The sequence below is a fragment of the Streptomyces sp. NPDC034111 genome (genome assembly GCF_055575375.1).
The window spans coordinates 47813-68934 of record NZ_JBVIST010000005.1 but is presented as its reverse complement, the minus strand read 5'-3'; the positions used below and the strand labels follow the sequence as shown (position 1 = coordinate 68934).

Sequence of the window (21122 nt, the reverse complement as noted above, 5' to 3'; positions counted from 1 at the left end):
GGATGGCCTGCCGGTTTCCGGGCGCGCCGAATGTGAACCAGTACTGGCGGCTCCTCACGGCCCCGCAGGCGCAGTTCTCCACCGTCCCGGCCGCGCGGTGGCGTGCCGCCACCTTCCTCAGCGACAACTTCCGTGACGCGTCCGCGGCCTATACGGACACCATGGCGCTGCTGCCGGACGTGAGCCACTTCGACGCGGTGCACTACGGCATCCCGCCGCGCCGGGCCAGATCGATGGATCCTCAGCACCGGATGCTGATCGACCTCGCCCGTGAGGCGATCCAGGACGCAGGGTGGGAGGCCGAGGGCTTCGACCGTGAGGAGACCTCGGTGATCACATCGCTCACCGAGAGCGGGTACCGCGAGCTCAGCACCCTGCACATCCGGATGCGGCAGCTGGCCGGCGGCGAGTTCGGGGCATCGGCGAGAGATCCCCGGTGGCCGGAGATGGTCCGCGCGGTCGACGGGCTGCACGGCACCTCGGTGGCCGGGCTCCTGCTCAACATGGGGCCGAACACGGTCAGTTCGGTCTTCGATCTGCATGGCGAGAGCTATGCGCTGGACTCGGCGTGTTCCGGTGGACTGATGGCCGTGGCCAACGCCGTTTTCGCGCTGCGCGCGGGCCGATGCCGTATCGCGCTCGCGGGTGGCGCCCAACTGATACTCACCCCCGACCTGTTGGTGGGGCTGTGCCGGGTCGGCGCCATCTCGCGCAGCGGCAGATGCCTGCCGTTCGGCGCGGACGCCGATGGCTTCGTCCTGGGAGAGGGCGGCGGGGTCCTGGTGCTGCGGCCGCTGGCCGATGCACTGGCGGCCGGCGACCGGGTCTATGCGGTGATCCGGGGTGTGGGCACGGCCAATGACGGGACCGTGCAGGGCGGTATGCAGCCGCAGGCGGCCGGTCAGCTCAGGGCACTGCGCCGGGCCTACCGCGATGCGGGCCTGGCCCCGGAATCGGTGGGCTATCTGGAGGCACACGGCACCGGGACCACGGTCGGCGATCCGGTCGAGGTCGGTGTCCTGCGCGAACTCCGCGGTGAGCGGGGCGCGCCCGCCTTTCTCGGCGCGGTGAAGGCGGTGGTCGGGCACTCGCTCAACGCCGCGGGGATCGCCGGACTCATCAAGACCGTACTGGCCGTGCACCGGGGCGTGGTACCGCCGCAGCCGGAGTTCGATCTGGCCGACCGTTCCGGGCTCGACGCCGCACGTCTGACCATCCCGACGACGCCGACCGGATGGCCGGAGCCCGGGCAGCCGCGCCGGGCGGGGGTGAGCGCCTTCGGCTTCGGCGGCACCGGTGTCCATCTGGTGGTGGAGCAGTGCGGTACGCCCCCGGCCCGCCCGACAGAGGACGGGGGGCCGCACCTCCTGGTGCTCAGCGCCCGCGACCGGGCCGGACTGGCCCGTTACGCCAGGGAACTGGCGCACACCATCGCCGGCGACCAGCCGCCACTGGCCGCGGTGGCGGACACCCTGGCGCACCGGGCCCCCTTCGCGGAACGACTTGCCGTGGTGGCCGAGGACGCCACTGACGCCGTCGGCAAGCTGACCGCGGCCGCCGAGGCCGTGGCGGCGGGCCGTACCGGAGATCTCGGGCCGGGACAGGTGGCCGGCACGGTGGTACTCGGTGAGCGGCCCGAGGCCGCCGTTCCCGCGCCGGGCGAGCTGCCCGCCGACGCACCGAAGGCCGCGTTGGCCCAGCTCGCGCAGCGCGCGGTCAGTGGCCCGGGACTCCGCCCGGTGAGGGAGCGCATACCCCCGTGCACCCTGCCGCCGAGTCCGCTCGCCCCGCGCCACCACTGGGCGGTGGACGCGTCGGCTCGCGAGGGCAGCGGCATCCCCACCCACGCCGACAGGGCCGTGGGGGAGGACGGGACCGGCCTGGTGGACCCGCCCGAGGCGGCGCCCGCGCCGGTGCGGGCCGGTGGCGCGGCCGCCACCTCCCTCGTGCTCGAAGAGGTGTCGCGGACCGGCGTCTTCCCTCTCTCCGACCTGAGCGAGCGGATGGCGCTGGTGACCGATCTCGGCTTCGACTCGCTGATGCTGCACGAGCTGGAGGTCAGCATCGGCAAGCGGATACCGGGCTTCCGCAGCGAGGAGATCTTCTCGCCCGGCATCACCATCGAGCGGCTGATCGCGCTGGTCGCCCCGCACCTCACGGAGCCGCCGGCCCCCGGTGAGCTCCTGCCCCAGGAGACGCGGGCGGACCGGTACGCCGGGACGGCGTGCGTCGATGACTTCCCGGAAGTGCGGCAGTTCGAGGAGCGCCTGACCTCGATCACCAGCAGCGGTGCGGACTTCCCGTACTTCCGGGTCCATCAGGGCAACATCCGCGATACGACCGTGATCGGCGGCCGGGCGTACCTGTCCTTCGGCAGCTACAACTACCTGGGGCTCTCCGGCCATCCGGCGGTCAACGAGGCCCTGCACGAGGCGGTGGACCGGTACGGGTCGTCGGTCTCCGCGAGCCGGGTGCTCTCCGGCGAACGGGACCTGACCGTACGGCTGGAGCGGGGGCTCACCGACTTCCTCGGCGTCGGGGACTGTCTGGCGCTGGTGAGCGGCCATGCCACCAATGTCACCGCGATCGGGCACCTCGTCGGCGCGGGGGACCTCGTGGTGCACGATGCGCTCGCCCATGACAGCATCCTTCAGGGCTGCGCACTGTCCGGGGCGGCGCGGCGCCCGTTCGCCCACAACGACATCGGGCAGCTGGAACACATGCTGCGGCTCAACCGGTCCCGGTTCAGGCGGGTACTGATCGCCGTCGAGGGCGCCTACAGCATGGACGGCGACCTGGTCGACCTGCCCGCCGTGATCGAGCTGAAGAAGCGCTACGGCGCCTTGCTGATGGTCGATGAGGCGCACAGCATCGGCACCGTGGGTGAACGCGGCCGTGGCGTCGGCGAGTTCTTCGGCGTCGACAGGGCCGACGTGGATCTGTGGATGGGGACCCTGTCCAAGGCCTTCGCCAGCTGCGGCGGTTACCTCGGCGGCTCGGCCCGGATGGTGCGGTGGCTGCGGCACACACTGCCGGGCTTCGTCTACAGCGTCGGCCTGACCCCGGCCAACGCAGCCGCGGCGCTGGCCGCCACCGAGCTGATCGTCGCGGAACCGCACCGGGTGCGTACGCTGCGGCGGAACGCGGAGCTCTTCCTCGGCCTGGCCGCCTCGGCCGGTCTGGCGACGGGCTCCAGTGCCCACACTCCGGTCGTGCCGTGTGTCCTCGGCGACTCGGCGCGGACCCTGCGCGTCGCGGACCGGCTGTTCGACCGGGGTGTCATCGCCGATCCGATCTTCCACCCGGCCGTCGAGGAGGGGCTCGCGAGGCTGCGGTTCTTCGTGACCAGCGACCACCGTGAGGACGACATCCGACGGGCCGTGTCGATCCTGGCCGAGGAGGTGGCAGCCGCCGGGGGATGAGTAACCCACGTCAGATCAGCGTCTGTTCGATCCGGCTGAGCATGGCGTTCTTTCCGGATTCCGCGCCTTCCCCGGCTTCCTCGGCCGGCGGCGCACCATGCCGTTCCTCGGTGCTGCCCATCTGCTGGGAGAGCAGATAGGCGATGATCTCGGCTTCCTGTTCCTGAATGTCGTCGTAGGTCGCGCGCAGGAGCATGTCACGCACGAGGTCGGGGTCGAGGTTGGGGAAGAGGAAGCGGGCGCTCGCCTCGTCCAGCCAGCCTGCCCCGCGATGGCAGCAGATGATGTGGCCCAGCTCGTGCAAGATGATGTGCTCCTGATGCGCGCTGGTCGTGTTGGCGTCGTAGAAGATCAGGTCCTCGTCGCGTGCGGCGACCCACATACCGCACGGCTGCGACGCGGGCATCTGCATCGGGACCAGCGTGATCGGGCGGTCGCGGACCTCGCCGAGGTAGCGGCAGAGCTCGGCCACATCGGACACCTCCGGCAGATCGAGTTCGGCGATCCGCCGCGCGCCGGCCTTCCGTAGCTTCTTGAGCTGACTGCGGCGGTCGTGATCGACCGACCGCCCCTGACCGGCGCCCCTCACCCCCCGCGCCCCCTACTCCGGGTCCGAGGGCTCGGTGACGGGCGGAAGGCCCTGCAGCTGCCGGTACTGGTCCATGATGGCGGTGATGGCCTGGAGGTTCTCCTTCTTCATCCCTGCCGCCCGCATCGCCACGGCGCGGACCCCTGCCTGCCGCAGCGCCTCGATGGCGGCGACCTCGCTGAGTACGGACTCGGCGACCTTGTCGTCGAAGAAGTAGGCGACGGACACACCGAAGAACCGCGCCAGGGCAGCCAGTAGGTCCGGTGAGGGATTGGAGCGTTTACCCGTCCGCAACTGCGACAGATACACACCCCCGACCCTGAGTTCGGGGTTGGCCCGCTTCAGCTCCTCCGCCACCTCGGCATTGGTCCAGTGCTTGCCCTTGGGGCGAACCGTCTTGAAGAGGTCGTCCAGGCGCACTGCCAGCATGGGCCGGTCGTCAGTCTCGGACATTGCGAACCTCCCGTCACCCCCTCGGATTTGCCCTTGGCTATCTGTCAGTTTCGCAGATTAGCGGTCAGTTGACAATCGGCCCCGACTCCGCCAACGTGGACCTTGCCGATAGCTGCCAGCTAACTTCGCTCACGGGGGTAGCCGAGTTGGCTGCCAGTCATGTCGGCCCGGCCCGGCCTTCGGTGGATCGGTCAGGCCGGGGTCGGGCGGGACAAGGCAAGGACAACACCCGCCCGGCTCGACAGGAAAAAACGGGGGAGCCACCCGGGGGGAACGGGGGAAAACGGGGGGCGTAACGGGGGAAACCTGCCCGGCCTGACGGGGGACAGACCGGGCAGGAGCTCTCAACCCACGCTGCCGATTTTACGGTAGGCGGCTGCGACCTTGGTGAGCCACGCGACCTCCGCGCTGAAGTTGTCCGTGTCGCGGTCTTCGAAGTCGGCGACGTCCTTGTTGTCATCGGGGATGGTGCCGGTGCGCTTGGCGTGCAGGGCTTGTCTGATCTGTGCCGCCTCGGCGAACGCCTGCCGGGACTCCTCGTTCGCCCCGTCCTCCGCTCCGTCGGCACCGTTGGCGGCGCGGTCGATATAAGGCCGCAAGTCCCGCCATCCGTCGCGTATTTCGATGACCCGCCGGTGGAGACGGTAGTTGAGGTCGGAGACCGAAGCCCCGGGCGGCTCCAGGACGATGTCCGGGGAGGACTCGTACAGGTCCCGCCAGAGCGGATAGAGGGCCCGGTAGGAGCGGTAACTGCGCGCCCAGTCCAGCAGTTTGGCGGCCGACGTCCCCCAGGAGGAGATGGTCAGGCTGAGCGAGAGGGTGACGATGCCCACCGCGCTGAAGACGTTGGCGGCGATCTGCCAGACGCCGATGTCGATCCCGCACGCGGCGGTCAGGATATTGACCGTCCTGGCCAGGCAGTAGAGGAAGAGGATCACCGCGGCGACGGAGAGCAGCCGCAGGGCCTGCCGCAGCGAGGCCTTACCGGCCATACGGGCGTAGGGGCCGCACTGGCGGAAGATGGTCACGCACGGAACCGCCTGGGAGACGATGAAGACCAGGAGGTAGGTGAGGACCAGCGGCCGGCCGCTGCCGGTGTTGAAGTCCGTAGCCGGCCTGCCCGGGCCGTCGGCGATGAAGAAGAGCGCGATCAGCAGCGCGTTGAGGGCGATGCCGGTGAGCACCCAGTAGCGGGTCTTCCGTACCGCCTCCTCGGTGGCCGACGCCCAGCGCAGCAGGATGATCTGCGCGCTGACGCAGAAGGCGACCGCCGCTATATGCATCACCAGGATGGCGAGGTTGCCGACGCCCAGGAAGCTCTTGCTCCCCATGGCGACGGCACCCATCGTGAAGGTGAGGCACTGGAGCAGGAGAGTGATCACCAGCGTGCGGTAGGCGTTCTCCCGCCAGCTGCGCCGTACTTGGCACAGCCGGTAGACGAGCGCGGCATACGACGAGAGCGCCGCAATGACGAAGCAGAGGGTTCTAGTGGTGTTCACGGCCTGATTCCCTGCCGGTGCCGCGCACGCGGCGAACGGTTAGTCGTTGTTCTCGCCCAAGGGAACCACGAGTCCGATGCTTTCGGCCGCCACGGCGATGGCGAAGTCGAAGAACGCGGACTCGTCCCGGACGCTGTCGTGGGTACGGCTGAAGACCTGGAACACCAGGAGCCCGATCAGATTGCTCCACAGCACGATGCCTCGCTCGATGATGTCCGAGAACGGTGCCTCGGGCACGCCGCCGAAGAGCTCCACGGCCTCCGGCAGGAGCAGCGGCGGCCCGGGCACCGCCCGCCTGGGCGGGGTGAGTTCACCGGCCTCCAGCGCCGAACGCACAATGCCGGCCAGCACCGCGGGGGTGCGCGAGGCGGGCGGGACGGTGTCCTGCGGGGCGTGGTAATCCGGAACGGGCGAACCGTAAATCAGCGTGAATGCGGCCGAGTTGTCGAAGGACCACTGCCGCAGTGCACGAGTCACCGCGAGAAGCCGCGCGCCCGCCGACGCCCCGGCGTCCCTGGCGTCCTGATCGGCCTGCTCCATCGCGGCGCCGGACTCGTTGTAGGCGTCGATCACCAGCGCCGTCAGCAGGTCGTGCCGATGCGGGAAGACGGCTTCCACATCGGTGACGGCAAGACCGCTGCCCTCGGCCACGGCATCCAGCGACAGCCCTCCGGCGCCCAGTTTCCCCAGCAGTTGGCGCGCGGTGGCCTTGATGACCGCCGGTCGCCCGCTGTTCTCATCGACGCCGCTCGTTCCGGAAACATCCATGGCCAAACCGTACCTGTCGGCTACAACGGCCCTGGGCGCCATCGCCCGTAAAGCGTCGGCCATGCGCTGTGATCCGGCCATCTGCCAACTCCCCTTTCTTTCCCGGCTCTTGTCTTCCCGCCTCATCCCCGCCTCCCCCCTGAAGCTACGCGGGGCCCGCAGGGGTCAGTACGCGGGGAAGGCCCAGCCGCCCGGGTAGAACGGCTCCCGATCCGCGCGGAAGGCGGTCGTTGCCCGGGCCAGCGCGCCCGGCCTCAGCTCCTGGACCAGACCGGCGGCCGCGAGCGAGGCGAGCGTGGTCCCGCCGAGGAAGGCCGCCCCCAGTTCGGCAGCGGTCAGCCGCAGGTCGGCGGGGGCGTCCGTACGCTCGCAGACGACTGTGGCGCCGTCGGCCCGCATACGGTAGCGCCCGGTGTTCCACGGGCAGAAACCGTCCCGGACGTCGAGGACGAGATCGAGCGGTGTGGCATAGCGACGTCCGGCGAGCGCCCGGTCCACGTCGACCAGGCGCACCCACAGACGGTCAACCGGTGCCGAGCGCACCGCGCGTGGGTCGACCAGCAGGTGTGTGAGGGGCTCGTCCACCGCCCCCTCGTACTCGATCCACGGCACCAGGTCGATTCCGGCCAGGAAACGCCACAGCGCGGCATACGCCTGCCGGCAGGTCGCCGCCAGCTCCACGACTTGGACCGCGCTGTTGTTGTCACCGAAGACGTCCCGGCTGCTCTTGATCCGATAGAGCACGTACCCGGTCGCCCCACCAGAGGCGTCCTCGTGGACGGCGAAGCGCAGCGCGCTCGCCCCGGCACGCGCCGGCGGATCGTCGAGCAGGCGCCTGTCCCAGGAAGTGGGAGTGCGGTCGGACCAGCCGGCCGTGCCAAGGCGCACCTGGTCGTAGACCTTCTCGATCAGTGGGCGGGCCGCCGCTCGCTGAAGGAGCCGGAGGGTCCCGTCGCCGAAGTCGGTTCCGGGCCGGAAGAGCATGGCGCGCTTGTCGCACCTCAGACGGGCGCCTCGCGTGGCCGGGCCGTAGCCGAAGCGGCCGTAGATGGCGGCTTCGGAAGGGCGCAGTGCAGCGATCGGCTCGCCGCCGGAATGATGGAGGTCGGTGAGCTGCCTGCGCATCATCGAGGTGAGGATGCCACGACGCCGGTGGGTGGGGGCCACACCGACCCAGGTGACGCCCGCGACCGGCATCACAGCGCCGGGGACGGTCAGGCACCGGGGAGCGGCCGCGGTGCCTCCCACGGGGGTGGTCCCGTCGAAGGCGGCGAGCGTACGGTCCAGCTCGATCACGGCGCGTTCGCGGGCGAGTTCGTCCTCGGACCGGTCCTCGCCGTACGTGTCGGCGACCATGCGGGCCCAGGCTGCGAACTCGCCGTCGGTGACGGGGCGGAGCGGGTAAGGGTCGGTCATCGCGCCTGTGTAGCCGACGGAGCGCCGACAGGCGAATGAATTACGGGCCGTTCCTCCCTGTTCTGGGCCTGGGCACTCGCGTCAGCTGCACTGCCAGGTGAACATCGCGCGGTCGAAGCGGCGTTCGGCCAGGTCTTCGGGGCGTATGAGCCAGTAGAGAGCACCGCAGTCGCCCCACATCATGTCGGCGTCGTCATCCGTGTCGAACTGGGCGAGCAGCACCCAGCGGAGCGCTTCGTCCTTGATGCGGGGGTCATCCCACGGGGGACTGCCCAGCGCGCCGCGGGCGACCTCGGACTCCACCTCGTCCTGCACCGGATGCGCATGGCCGCCGATGCGGTGTTCCGTGCCCTCGGAGTGGTCCCACAGGGCCTCCTGGAAGTCCTCGCCCCACAGCGGGTGGTCGTCGGGCATCGGCGCGAACTCCCGGTAGACCAGCGGATGCCACAGGTACGGTGCCGTCGTCTCCACACGCGCCGTCAGCGGTACCTCGGGGTACGGCCGGATCCCCTCCGGCGCCGTCCGCTCGGCGACCGGGACGCCTGCCGGTATGTACAGCACACGTGCTCCCGCCCAGCTGTCGGGCTCATCGGGCGCGACCACCGCGCAGCCGTCGTCCAGTTGCCCGTCGAAGTAGAAGAAGGCCAGCGTGCCGTCTGTCGGCAGGGCGATGTCGAGGGCGGTGGAAGGGAGCACGGCACAGTCGAGAGAAGCGATGAAGGAGAGTGGGCCGTGCCCCTCCCATATCGGCCACTCCTCGTTCTCCGGCAGCTCCGGCAGTCCGCCGAGCCGGCCGACGACCGGGTCCGTACGCACATCCGTCGCCTTCTCCAGGCGCAGGCCCGGCCGCAGCAGTCCGATCCACCGCTCGGCGATCTCATCGGGCAGGTGCTCGCGAGCGAGTGCGTGCAGTACGTCGTCGGTGCTCTGTGCCATGGGAACTGTCATGGGAACGATGATGCACGGGACCACTGACAACGGACCCAGGGCGCCCTCTAGGCCGCCCTGGCCTGGCGACGGTAGCCGCCCGGGGCCAGGCCGTACTCCCGTTTGAAGGCCTTGGCGAAGGCGAACTCCGAGCCGTAGCCGGTGCGGGCGGCGACCGTCGCCAGTGGGGCGTCGGACTCGCGCAGCAGACGGGCGGCGGTCGTCATGCGCCAGCGGGTCAGATAGGCCATCGGCGGTTCGCCCACCAGCGCGGCGAACCGCCGGGCGAAGGCGGCGCGGGACAGCCCGGCCCGCCGGGCCAGCGACTCGACCGTCCACTGGGCCGAGGGGTCGTCGTGAATGGCCGACAGCGCGGGCGCCACCGCCGAGTCACCCAGGGCCGCGGCCCACCCCTGGGCGGCGGTCGGGGGCTGATCGTCCAGCCAGGCCCGCAGGATGTAGAGGAGCAGCGAGTCGATCAGGGCGGGGACGATGCCGTCCGAGCCGATGCGCGGGTTCTCCAGCTCGGAGCCGAGGAGCTGGACGGCGGCGCTCAGCTCCGGATGGCGGCCGTGCCGCGTCGGCAGATGGATCACCTCGGGCAGCTGACGCACCAGGGGGTGCGGGCGGCCCTGGTCCAGGTGGTAGTTGCCGCACAGCAGGCTGGTCTCGGGGCCCTCGCCGCCGATCGTGACCGAGCCGATCGGTGAACCCCCTTGGAACTGCTCCGCCTTGGGCTCCTCGGCCGGGGTGGAGGGCTGGTCGGCGAGGATATGGCCCCGCCCGTTGCGCAGGAAGACCACATCGCCGGGGCTCAGCGGGATCGGCTTCAGATGCGGTGGTGCGTCATCGAGGGGGACCAGCCAGCAGGTCCCGTACAACACCACATGGAACCCGGCGCCTGCGACCGGTGGCAGACGCAGGCCCCAGGGGGCGCGGCCGTTGGTCCGTACGGACGCCGGGTGCCCGGTGCGCATCGAGGCCAGCGCCTCGGTGAGGATGTCCATCCGGCCTCGCCCTCCCTGGTGCGGCCCGTCGCGGTCAGACCGTCAGGACAATCTTGCCCTGTACGTGTCCCGAGCCGACCAGCTCATGTGCCTTACCGGCCTCCTCCAGCGGGAACGTCTCCTGGACGTACGGGCGGATCAGGCCGGCGTCGACCAGCTCGGCGATCGCTTCGAGTGCGGCGTAGTCCGGCTCGACCGAGATGCCGGCGAAGCGCCGCCCGGCCGCCTCGACGCGGGCTGCGAGCTCCGGGTTGCCGTGTTCCAGGATGCTGATGAGTACGCCGCCGGGGCGCAGGGCGCCGAGCGAGAGATCGCCCTGGGCGGTGGAGTCGAGGACCACGTCGGCGTCCTTGACGACCTCGGTGAAGTCGGTGGTCCGGTAGTCGATGATCTCGTCGGCGCCGAGGCCGCGGACGAAATCGTGCCGAGCCGCACTGGCGATGGCGATGACGTGGGCGCCGCGTGCCTTCGCGATCTGCACTGCGAAGTGGCCGACGCCACCGGCCGCCCGCTGGATCAGTACCCGGTCGCCCTCCTTGACGCCTGCCGCCTGCACCAGGCCCTGCCAGGCCGTGAGCGCGGCGAGGGGGAGGGCAGCGGCGTGCACATGGTCGAGCGAGGCGGGCTTACGGGCCACCTGGCGGGACGGTACGGCGACGTACTCGGCGTAACCGGTGGCGGCGCGGGGGAAGAACGGCATCCCGTAGACCTCGTCGCCCACCGCGAACCTGGCGCCGGGTCCGGCCTCTTCGACCACCCCGGAGATGTCCCAGCCCACGCCGAACGGCGGCTCGCCGAGCAGCGGGAAGGCGCCGGACCTGACGGCCACGTCCACCGGGTTGACCGCACTGGCGTGGACCTTGACAAGGACCTCGCCGGACAGCGGCTTCGGCCGCTCGGTCTCCACCACCTCGAGGACCTCGGGGCCGCCGAAGGACTTCTGGATCACTGCGCGCACGGTAACTCTCCCTGGTTTACGGCCGGTTGATTCGATGTCCGGCTCGGGTCTTGCTTGATGTCCTCAACACTAGGGAGATCGAACGAGCCGCAGAATGGCCTTCCGTCTCGGCTGCATGTCCCAGCGTCTTGATGATGGGTGCTCTCGGCCATACTCGCCGCAGAGGTTGATGGCGCCCTGGGTGAAGGTGAAGCGCTCGGTCCGGGTGACGGGAATCGAATCCGCGTTCCGGGCGCGCATGTCAATGGCGTACGCCGGCGCAGTCGGCGCTCACCCTCCTCGCAGTCCAACCACCGTTCGACGCGGGTCTGCTGCCTGGCTCCCTGAGCGGCGTGGGCAGGGAACCAGGCCCCGGAATGCCGGGCACGCCAGAACCTCATATCATCTCTCAACTCCCTTCACTTAAAGGTGTGTTGACAGCATCAGGCGGCTCGCCTCACCATCTGGAATCAGGTCTGGCCAAGCAACTACGGCACCGTCTCTGGCCAGCTGACGCAGTAAGTACCGCACAGAACTTCCGGTGCTTCCATGCGTACCAAGCTGGTGCGCATGTTCAGCCGTACCCGCTCGCTCAGGTCACAGCGGGTCCATGTCGAAAACGGGGGGAAATCGCATGAGGATCCTGTCCAAGGGCGTCTTACGCGGCCGGGCCGCCGCGCTCGTCGGCCTGGCCGCCCTCTTCGGAATGCTGGGAATGTCCGGACCGGCCGCACCCGTCGCACATGCCGCGACCGCGCCACCGCACCTTGCCGACGGTTACGGCCTCACCGTGGTCAGCCAGCCGAAATGGGTGGACGGCAAGGAGCGCACGTTCATCTTCACGGTGAAGTCCGACCAGGTCCCGACCTACGATGCGATGGCGGGCCAGGTCCCGGGCGAGCACGTCGTGATGGTCACTCTGCCGACCGGGTACGACGGCGCCGCCGGCACCCACTACCCGGTGCTTTACAACCTGCACGGCCGCGGCGACCTCCCGAACTCCAAATGGAACCAGGACTTCGCCGAGCGGTCGGCCAAGGACGAGCCGCTGATCACGGTCAGCCCGAACGGCGGCGGCCACGGCTGGTACGCGAATTGGCGGAACCCCGGCTCGCGGGGCCGCCAGAACTGGGAGACCTTCCACCTCGACCAGGTCATCCCGTTCATCGACGCCAACCTGAAGACCATCCCCGCCAAGAAGGGCCGGGCGATCGTCGGCCACTCGATGGGCGGCTTCGGCGCGTTCCACTACGCCGAGGACCGGCCGGAGCTGTTCAGCTACGTGGGCAGTTTCTCCGGCGGCCTCGACCTCCAGGATCCATTGGTGCGCGCCGCCGTTGTCGGCAGCGGAGTGCTGCCGGACTCCGGGACGCCGTTCGCGATGCCCGACGCGGTCTTCGGGCTGCCGGTGTGGCCCCTCGACCGTGCCTGGAACGAGGCGAGCCCCGCCCAGCACGTCGACAAGCTGCGCGGTATGGGCGTCGCGATGTACAGCGGCGACGGCGGCAACCTGCTGGACAACCCGATCCAGGCCGTGTTCGAGAACGGAGCCCGCCGGACGACCGTGACGACCGCGGCCCACCTGAAGGCGGCCGGCATCCCGTACCGCTTCGTGGACTACGGCGACGGCAGCACATGGGCCGAGGGCTGCACCGGCAAACACGCCCAGTATCCGTGCCTCCAGGCCGATATGGACGACTACGTGAAGCTGATCATGAAGCGCCTTCAGCACCCGTGACCGTCGCGACCGGCGGACTGCCGGGGCCCGCATCCGCAGGGGCGGCAGCGTGAGACGGCCGTCGCCGGTCGCCAGGCTCCTCGGCACGCTGGCGCCCGTCGTGCTCGTACTGGCCGGCGGTCTGGCGGCGGCAACCGGCCTGGTGCCGGCCAGGTACGCGCCGTGGGCCGGGGCCGTGGTCATCGGGCCGGCCGCGGTGATCGTCGTCCGCGAGGTGCATCGCCTCCGGACCGGCACTGCCGCGGCGGGCCGGCGCGCGTCGAGCCGGGGCGCGTCGGCCGGCGCGGCGAGGACGGCCCATGCGGCGCGGACGTCCGGCGTGGCGGCGACGCCCGAGGGTGCGAGTGGGAGCACCACGTCCAACACCATGAGTGGGACCGTGAGCGGCCCCCTGGTCATGGCCGGAGCGGTCGACAACGTGACCTTCGTCGACGTCCGGCCGCTCCCCACCTTCCACAGCGCGCTGGACGACGCCGCGGACCGGCTGGCGGAGTTGATCCGCAGGCAGTGGCGGGGCGAGGAGGAACACCGGAAGATCCAGGATCCGATCCCGCTGCCGGTGTGCTGGCGGCCGGCGCCCGATGAGCTGACGGACCACTGGTCCAACATCTGCTGCTCCCTGGACGCGGACGTCCCGCCACTGGCCCTGGCCGGCCGGCTGAACGAGATCGTGGACGTCTACCGGCGGATTCCGTCCGGACGGCTGGTGGTGCTGGGCCGCGCGGGCTCGGGAAAGACGATTCTCACCATACGGTTCGTCCTGGACCTGCTGACGGTTCGCAGCCGTTCCACCGACCCCGTGCCGGTGATCTTCAGCCTCGCGTCGTGGAACCCCGCCACCACACCACTGCGCCGCTGGCTGACCGGCCAACTGGAGCGCGACTACCCCGGGTTGGCCGCGCCGGGCCCCGACCCGGGCTCCGGGCCCGGTACGTCGTCCCTGGCCGCCGAGCTGGTCGAGAACGACCGTATCCTTCCCGTCCTCGACGGGTTCGACGAGATCGCCGACGGCCTGCACCGTGCCGCGCTGGAGAGGCTCAACGACAACGCGAAGATGCCCCTGCTGCTGACCAGCCGCCGTACCGAATACACCGCGGCCGTGCAGCACAAGGCACTGACCTCGGCCGCGGGTATCGAACTGACCGACCTCTCGGTGGCCGACCTGCACGACTACCTGCCGCGCACCTCCCGCAAGGCCACCCCCACCTCGACCGTGTGGGATCCGGTCCTGACGTACCTGCGCGACCATCCCCAGGACCCGGCCGCCCGCCGTCTCGCCACGGTGCTGACGACTCCCTTGATGGTCGCGCTCGCCCGCACCATCTACAGCGACACCCCGGACCGCGATCCGTCCGTACTGCTGGACACCGACCGCTTCGACACCCCCGAGGCCCTCGAAGACCACCTCCTCGACAACTTCATCCCCGCGGTGTACCGCGATCAGCCCCCGGCCCACCGCGAACGCGTCCCGCACTGGCTCGGCCACCTCGCCCAGCACCTGGACCGGCTCGGCGCCCGCGACCTCGCCTGGTGGGAACTGGGCAGCACGCTGAGCCGCTGGTCGCGCATGTGCGTGATCGGCCTCATGGCCGGTCTGGCCCTCGGACTTGTGGACGTGCTGGTGATGTGGTCCGCGTTGCACTACGTGGGGTACGGACTCGTGCCGGCACTCAGAGTGGGCCTCCTGAACGGGTTTTCGTTCGGGTCCACGTCCGGTCTGATCTTCGGGCTCGTGTACGGACTCAGGTACGGCAACAAGGCACGTGAGCCGTCGCGTGCACGCGTGCGGCTTCTCGGCGGCACGAAGGAGATGCGCAAGGAGTTCGCCCCCAGGCTGGCGATCGGACTCGTGGGCGGGTTCGGCTTCGGATTCACCGGCTGGCTCGTGGAAACGCTCGTGATCGGACTGTCGGAGACCGAGTACGGGCTCATGACCTTGCTCGTCCATGGGTCGGAACTCGGGCTCCGCAGCGGGCTCGCGTACGGTCTTGCCGCCGGCCTCACGTTCGCGCTCACGGCCTCGCTGGAAGCCCCCATCGACCTCGAAACCGCGGTCAGTCCCTCTGAGCTGTTGCGCACCAACCGCGCGACGGTGCTCTTCCACCTGCTGGTGTTCGGGCTCGTCATCGGGATCGTGGGCGGGATCCTGTACGGGCTCCAGGTGATCAGGGTCGACGACTGGATCTTGATCTGGGCCGTGGGCTGGCTGGGCGGCGGCCTCGCCTACGGACTCAGCCTGACGGCGTGGGGCCAGTGGGTGACCCTGTCCCGCATCTGGCTACCGCTGACCGGCCGGCTGCCCTGGACCGTGAACGCCTTCCTGGCGGACGCCCACCGACGAGGCGTGCTCCGCCAGGCCGGCGCGGTCTACCAGTTCCGGCATGCACGGCTCCAGGGCCATCTGAACCGGAAACGGCTGTAAGGCGGCAGCGAGCCAATTGACCGCCTGGCAGGCATAAAAGGGTTGGCGCTGTTGCCTGGTGCTGTTCTACTCTCGGCGATGTTCCTGACGGTGCCCTGGGGCTGCCGTCGTTGGCTGTTGAGGGATTCGGGAGGTGAGTACTGATGACTGTCGTTGCGAGGGGCGCTGCCCGCATCCAGAAGTTCATCAATTCCACCTCCGTGGTCTCCGGCTGACTCGATTTCTCCTTCTCTTCTCGCGCGTTGCGCGCGTAGCCGGGACCGCTCCTTCTTGAAGGGTCATCCCGTTGTTCGACCTCGATCTCTCTGCTGCGCATCCGCTGACCGGCTACGGCTGGGACGACGGATTCGCGGAGAGTTTTCTTCCCTTTGCCGGGCAGGGGCTTGTGCCCGGCCGTATCGTCCGCGTGGACCGCGGGCGCGTGGATGCAGTGGTGCCCGACGGGGCCGGCATCCGTACCGTTCTCGCGGACACCGCACTCGTGGCGACCAGCGATCCGATGCGGGTGCCGTGCACCGGTGACTGGGCCGTGGTGGACCTGGAGAACGGCCGTGTGGGCGATCATGTCGACGGTGTCGTAAGGGTGTTGCTGCCGCGGCGTACGTCGTTCGTGCGGTCGACGTCGTCCAAGCGTTCCGAGGGGCAGGTCCTGGCGGCGAACGTCGATCATGCGGTGATCGCGGTCTCGCTGGCCGATGTGCTGGACCTCGGGCGCATCGAACGGTTCGTCTCGCTGGCCTGGGAGAGCGGGGCGCAGCCGCTGGTCGTGTTGACCAAGGCGGATCTGGTGGGGGAGCTGGGCGGGCTGGAGCATCTCCTCGCCGATGCTGCGGGCGCTGCTCCGGGGGTTCAGGTGCTGGCGGTCAGTGGGGCGACCGGTGAGGGGCTCGATGCGCTGGCCGCGGTGCTCGGTGGCGGGACGTCCGTACTCCTGGGGCAGTCCGGTGCCGGTAAGTCCACGCTGGCCAACGCGCTGCTCGGCGAGAGCGTGCAGGTCGTGCAGGCCATCCGGGACCGGGACGGCAAGGGGCGGCACACCACGACCACGCGGGATCTGCATGCGCTGCCCGGTGGCGGGGTGCTGATCGATACGCCAGGGCTGCGGGGCGTCGGGATGTGGGACGCCGGAGGCGGGCTGGCCCGGACGTTCTCGGATGTCGAGGCGCTGGCCGAGGAGTGCCGTTTCCATGACTGTGCGCATGAGACAGAGCCCGGGTGCGCGGTCCAAGAAGCCGTGGAGAACGGCGAGTTGGCGGTGCGTCGGCTGGAGAGCTACCGCAAGCTGCTGCGTGAGAACCAGCGGATCGTGGCGAAGACGGACGCCCGGCTGCGTGCCGAGATCCGGCGGGACTGGAGGCAGAAGCAGGCGCTGGGCCGGCACATGATGGAGCGGAAGCGGGGGCCGCGGAGGTGAGGTGAGCCGCTGGGGGAACGGGCCGGCCCGCTGAGGGGCCGGCCCTGCGGCGCTGCTCGGCAGGGCGGCCGGCGGGGGCTGTCGTCCGCCGGGAACGCCATGTCCGATTTCCGCCAGTGAGAGTGCGGGTGTGCGGCTCAGACTGGGTGTGTGATGGACGACGAGACCAGTTACGAAGCGGTGTCCAGCCGGGACGGGCGGTTCGACGGGGAGTTCTTCTTCGCGGTGGTGACGACCGGTATCTACTGCCGGCCGAGCTGTCCTGCGGCCACTCCCAAGCGGGTGAATGTGCGGTTCTTCGCGTCCGCCGCGGCGGCGCAGGCGGCCGGGTTCCGGGCCTGTCGGCGGTGCCGGCCGGATGCCGTACCCGGTTCGGCCGAGTGGAATGTGCGGGCTGATCTGGTGGGCCGGGCTATGCGGTTCATCGAGGACGGGGTGGTCGACCGGGAGGGCGTCGACGGGCTTGCGCGGCGGCTGGGGTACAGCGCGCGGCAGGTGCAGCGGCAGCTGACGGCGGAGCTCGGCGCGGGGCCGGTGGCACTGGCGCGGGCCCGCAGGGCGCATACCGCCAGGGTGTTGCTCCAGACCACGCGGCTGCCGGTCACCGAGCTGGCCTTCGCCGCCGGATTCGCCAGCATCCGGCAGTTCAACGACACCATGCGGGAGATCTACGCGGGCACGCCGAGCGAGCTGCGGGCGGCGGCCGGGCGCCGCGGCGGGGGAGCAGTACCGGGCACGCGCGCCGGGAGAGGGGGGCGTTCGGCGGGGCCAGGAGCCGGGGGCCGGGGGGCGTCGGCGGGCGGGGGGATTCCGCTGCGGCTGGCGTACCGGGGACCGTGTGCGACGGCCGAGATCTTTGACTTCCTGGAGGTACGGGCGGTGCCCGGGGTGGAGGAGGTCTGCGGGCCGCGAGGGTCGCGCACCTACCGCCGTACGCTGCGGCTGGACTACGGCAGCGGGATCGCCGAAGTCGACGAGCCCGCCGGGCCGCGCGGACGGCGCCGGCCGCCGGCCGGGCTGGTGTGCCCGGCGGAGCGCGGTGCGGACGGCGGCTGGCTGGAGTGCCGGCTGCGGCTGACCGATCTGCGGGACCTGTCGACGGCAGTGCAGCGGATGCGCCGGCTGTTCGACCTGGATGCCGACCCGTATGCGGTCGCCGAGCGGCTGGGCGCGGACCCGCTGCTCGGACCGTTGGTGGCCGAACGGCCGGGGTTGCGTTCGCCCGGTGCCGCGGACCCCGAGGAGCTGGCCGTACGGATCGTCCTCGGCGGGCCGCCGGAGCGCGCCGCCGAGCTGGTACGGGCGTACGGCACGCCGCTGGAGGCGGCCCACGGCGGCCTCACCCACCTCTTTCCCGCGCCCGGGGAGCTGACCGGCGCACCGGAAGCCGGGGAGCCGGTGCGCACGCTGTGCACCGCGCTCACGGAGGGCACGGTCCTGCTGGACGCGGGCGCGGACCGGCACGCCGCCGAACGTGCGCTGGCCGCACTGCCCGGAATCGGCCCGAGGGCGGCCGCATACATCAGGATGCGGGCGCTGGGCGACCCGGACATCGGCGGTACGGAGAGCGGTGTAGAGAGCGGTGTGGTGGCAGGGGAGGGTGTGCGGCTCGCGGGGGCGTGGCGGCCCTGGGGTGCGTATGCGCTGCATCATCTGTGGTGTGCCGGGCTGTTGCCCGCGGGCGAGCTGCCGGGGACGGCGGACGCGTCCGCAGCGTGGCGCCGGCCGGTGTTCGCCGGGGCCGCCCCGGCCGGGTGAGCCCACCGGCCCGTACTCAGCCTCCCAGTACGGCCCCCACCCAGGCCCCGACCACCAGCAGACACACGAACAGCTCGATCAGTACGCTCAGCCCCACGGTGCGCATGACCGTACGGGTCGAGGCCCAGGCATCGCCATGGCTGCCGAGCCGGACCCGCTCCAGGAGGTAGAGACCGCCGACCGCGCCCAGCGGGCCGCCGATGACCGGGATCACGAAGAAGCCCACGATGCCGGCCGTGCCTGCCAGGAACAGCGTGCGGTACGGCGCGCCCGCGGCACGCAGATTGCGGGCCGGCAGCAGCCACTTCAGCGCCTGATTGAGGAGCAGCAGGGCGGTGGCGCCCATCAGCAGCGTCCAGGCCAGGCCGGACTTCTCGGTCGCCGTCCACCACAGCACACCGGCCCAGACGATCAACGGGCCGGGGATACCGGGCACCAGCACACCGACCAGTCCCAGCAGCATCAGCAGGCCGACCGCGACCAGCTGCCAGGAACTCATCCGCGGGCCTCACTCCCGGCGGGCGTACGCCCGGTGACGGCTCGTACGCTGCGCTCTCTCATGGCCCAAGACTGCCGGAAGCGGCCCGGAAACGCTTGCGGACCCGGCGCCGGCACCCCTGCCGCGACCGCCGGACCGGCCGCCCGTCGGGGAGCGCCTGCCCCGCACCGCCCGCGAGCTGTGCGCCGGGACCGGCGGTGCCGCGGACCGCGGTGACACCCGACTGGCGGAGAGCGTTGTTGCCGGCCACCGCGTGCCCTGTTTCCGCAGGGCGTTCGCCTGGCCAGGTGACGCCCCCGCTGCTGTGCAGGGCCGGTCGGGCCGGAACCGGTGGCAAGAGTCCGTCTTCGTCGCCCGTCCGGTCGCCCGTCAGGGAGACGCGGCCCGGAGGCGGCCGCTCACGCCCCGTGGGTTCATGGGACGGAGGGGAGCAGCCCAGCAGCCCAGCAGCCCAGCAGCCCAGCAGCCCAGCAGCCCAGCAGCCCAGGAAGCCAGCGGGGGGCACCCGTCGAAGGAGCGAGCGCGAGATGGCGAAGCAGACCGTGGCCGAGCAGTTCGTGGACATCCTGGTGCGCGCGGGGGTGCAGCGGCTCTACGGGGTCGTCGGCGACAGCCTGAACCCGGTGGTGGACGCCGTCCGCCGGAACTCCGCGCTGGAGTGGATCCAGGTCCGGCACGAGGAGGCCGCCGCCTTCGCCGCCGGGGCGGAGGCGCAGCTCACCGGCAAGCTCGCGGCCTGCGCCGGCTCCTGCGGTCCGGGCAATCTGCACCTGATCAACGGGCTCTTCGACGCCCATCGCTCGATGGCCCCGGTCCTCGCCCTGGCCTCCCACATCCCGTCCAGCGAGATCGGCACCACCTTCTTCCAGGAGACCCACCCCGACCGGCTGTTCACCGAGTGCAGCCACTACAGCGAACTGATCTCCAGCACCAAGCAGATGCCGCGTGTGCTCCAGACGGCGATCCAGCACGCCGTCGGGCAGAGCGGGGTGGCGGTGGTCGCCCTCCCCGGTGACCTCGCCGCCGAGCAGGCGCCCGAGCGGGCCCCCGAGCACGCCCTGGTCACCACGCGGCCCTCCGTACGCCCCGGCGACGAGGAGATCGACCAGCTGGCCCGGATGATCGACGAGGCCCGCAAGGTCACGCTGTTCTGCGGCAGCGGTACGGCGGGCGCGCACGCCGAGGTGATGGCGTTCGCCGAACGGGTGAAGTCCCCCGTGGGACATGCGCTGCGCGGCAAGGAGTGGATCCAGTACGACAACCCGTACGACGTCGGCATGAGCGGCCTGCTGGGTTACGGCGCGGCCTACGAGGCCACGCACGAGTGCGATCTGCTGATCCTGCTCGGCACGGACTTCCCGTACAACGCGTTCCTGCCCGACGACGTCAAGATCGTGCAGGTCGATGTCCGCCCCGAACACCTGGGCCGCCGCACCAAGCTCGACCTCGCGGTCTGGGGCGATGTCCGCGAGACGCTGCGCTGTCTGATCCCCAAGGTCCAGGTCAAGACCAACCGCAAGTTCCTGGACCGGATGCTGAAGAAGCACGCGGAGGCGCTGGAGGGGGTGGTCAAGGCCTACACCCGCAAGGTGGAGAAGCGCACGCCGATCCACCCGGAGTTCGTCGCCTCCGTGCTGGACGAGGAGGCCGCGGACGATGCGATCTTCACCGTCGACACCGGCATGTGCAACGTCTGGGCGGCCCGCTATCTCACCCCCAACGGCCGTCGCCGGGTGATCGGTTCGTTCAGCCACGGCTCGATGGCGAACGCGCTGCCGCAGGCGATCGGTGCCCAGTTCATCGACCGCGGTCGGCAGGTCGTCTCGATGTCGGGCGACGGCGGATTCGCCATGCTGATGGGCGACTTCCTCACCCTGGTCCAGTACGACCTGCCGGTGAAGGTGGTGCTGTTCAACAACTCCTCGCTGGGCATGGTCGAGCTGGAGATGATGGTGTCCGGACTGCCGTCGTACGGCACGACCAACCGCAACCCGGACTTCGCCGCCATCGCCCGCGCGGCCGGGGCGTACGGCATCCGGGTGGAGAAGCCCAAGCAGTTGCGCAGCGCCCTGCGCCAGGCCTTCAAGCGCAAGGGCCCGGCGCTGGTCGATGTCGTCACCGACCCCAATGCCCTGTCCATGCCGCCGAAGATCAGCGCGGAGATGGTGTCCGGCTTCGCCCTGTCGGCGGGAAAGATGGTGCTGGACGGCGGCGTGGGGCGGATGGTGCAGATGGCGCGGTCCAATCTGCGCAACATTCCCCGGATGTGAGCG

At 70.5% G+C, this 21122-nt stretch carries 15 protein-coding genes; 6 read left to right on the top strand and 9 right to left on the bottom strand.

What is annotated here, in order from left to right; genetic code table 11:
- The first annotated feature begins 2 nt into the window (after positions 1–2).
- Positions 3–3422, top strand: coding sequence for an aminotransferase class I/II-fold pyridoxal phosphate-dependent enzyme (locus ACZ55A_RS14775; protein WP_468839308.1), 3420 nt, complete (start codon positions 3–5; stop codon positions 3420–3422).
- A gap of 10 nt (positions 3423–3432) precedes the next feature.
- Here the strand turns inward: ACZ55A_RS14775 and ACZ55A_RS14770 are convergent, their stop codons facing one another.
- From ACZ55A_RS14770 to ACZ55A_RS14735, 8 genes are all read right to left on the bottom strand, one after another.
- Complete coding sequence (locus tag ACZ55A_RS14770; protein ID WP_468839305.1) at positions 3433–4011, bottom strand: toxin; 579 nt, start codon at positions 4009–4011, stop codon at positions 3433–3435.
- A 12-nt stretch (positions 4012–4023) separates the two neighbouring features.
- Positions 4024–4464, bottom strand: a complete 441-nt coding sequence (locus ACZ55A_RS14765) for a helix-turn-helix domain-containing protein (protein WP_468839302.1) — start codon at positions 4462–4464, stop codon at positions 4024–4026.
- Positions 4465–4808: 344 nt separating this feature from the next.
- Complete coding sequence (locus ACZ55A_RS14760) at positions 4809–5963, bottom strand: MAB_1171c family putative transporter (protein ID WP_468839299.1); 1155 nt, start codon at positions 5961–5963, stop codon at positions 4809–4811.
- 39 nt (positions 5964–6002) lie between these two features.
- Positions 6003–6731, bottom strand: a complete 729-nt coding sequence (locus ACZ55A_RS14755) for a TetR-like C-terminal domain-containing protein (protein ID WP_468839297.1) — start codon at positions 6729–6731, stop codon at positions 6003–6005.
- 165 nt (positions 6732–6896) lie between these two features.
- Entirely contained in the window at positions 6897–8147 is a 1251-nt protein-coding gene (locus tag ACZ55A_RS14750) for a GNAT family N-acetyltransferase (protein WP_468839294.1), read from the bottom strand.
- 81 nt (positions 8148–8228) lie between these two features.
- Positions 8229–9095 (bottom strand): YwqG family protein, encoded by an 867-nt coding sequence (locus ACZ55A_RS14745; protein WP_468839292.1) that lies wholly within the window; start codon positions 9093–9095, stop codon positions 8229–8231.
- Positions 9096–9142: 47 nt separating this feature from the next.
- A complete protein-coding gene (locus tag ACZ55A_RS14740) occupies positions 9143–10081 on the bottom strand; it encodes an AraC family transcriptional regulator (RefSeq protein ID WP_468839289.1) in 939 nt (312 codons plus the stop codon).
- 34 nt (positions 10082–10115) lie between these two features.
- Positions 10116–11039 carry an NADP-dependent oxidoreductase gene (locus ACZ55A_RS14735; protein WP_468839286.1) on the bottom strand — a complete coding sequence of 308 codons (924 nt, stop codon included), beginning with the start codon at positions 11037–11039 and terminating at the stop codon, positions 10116–10118.
- A gap of 613 nt (positions 11040–11652) precedes the next feature.
- On the opposite strand from ACZ55A_RS14735, the gene ACZ55A_RS14730 reads away from it, so the two are divergent.
- From ACZ55A_RS14730 to ACZ55A_RS14715, 4 genes are all read left to right on the top strand, one after another.
- Positions 11653–12756, top strand: a complete 1104-nt coding sequence (locus tag ACZ55A_RS14730; RefSeq protein WP_468839283.1) for an alpha/beta hydrolase — start codon at positions 11653–11655, stop codon at positions 12754–12756.
- A gap of 49 nt (positions 12757–12805) precedes the next feature.
- Positions 12806–15178: an NACHT domain-containing protein gene (locus ACZ55A_RS14725; RefSeq protein WP_468839280.1), complete on the top strand. Its 2373-nt coding sequence runs from the start codon at positions 12806–12808 to the stop codon at positions 15176–15178.
- Between the two features lie 286 nt (positions 15179–15464).
- The gene (rsgA, locus tag ACZ55A_RS14720; RefSeq protein ID WP_468839277.1) at positions 15465–16592 is read left to right on the top strand and encodes a ribosome small subunit-dependent GTPase A; all 1128 of its coding nucleotides are present in this window, start codon (positions 15465–15467) and stop codon (positions 16590–16592) included.
- A gap of 153 nt (positions 16593–16745) precedes the next feature.
- Positions 16746–18350 carry an AlkA N-terminal domain-containing protein gene (locus ACZ55A_RS14715; protein ID WP_468840082.1) on the top strand — a complete coding sequence of 535 codons (1605 nt, stop codon included), beginning with the start codon at positions 16746–16748 and terminating at the stop codon, positions 18348–18350.
- 16 nt (positions 18351–18366) lie between these two features.
- Here the strand turns inward: ACZ55A_RS14715 and ACZ55A_RS14710 are convergent, their stop codons facing one another.
- A complete protein-coding gene (locus tag ACZ55A_RS14710) occupies positions 18367–18849 on the bottom strand; it encodes a DUF456 domain-containing protein (protein ID WP_468839274.1) in 483 nt (160 codons plus the stop codon).
- 527 nt (positions 18850–19376) lie between these two features.
- On the opposite strand from ACZ55A_RS14710, the gene ACZ55A_RS14705 reads away from it, so the two are divergent.
- The gene (locus ACZ55A_RS14705; protein WP_468839271.1) at positions 19377–21119 is read left to right on the top strand and encodes a pyruvate dehydrogenase; all 1743 of its coding nucleotides are present in this window, start codon (positions 19377–19379) and stop codon (positions 21117–21119) included.
- Positions 21120–21122: the final 3 nt, after the last annotated feature.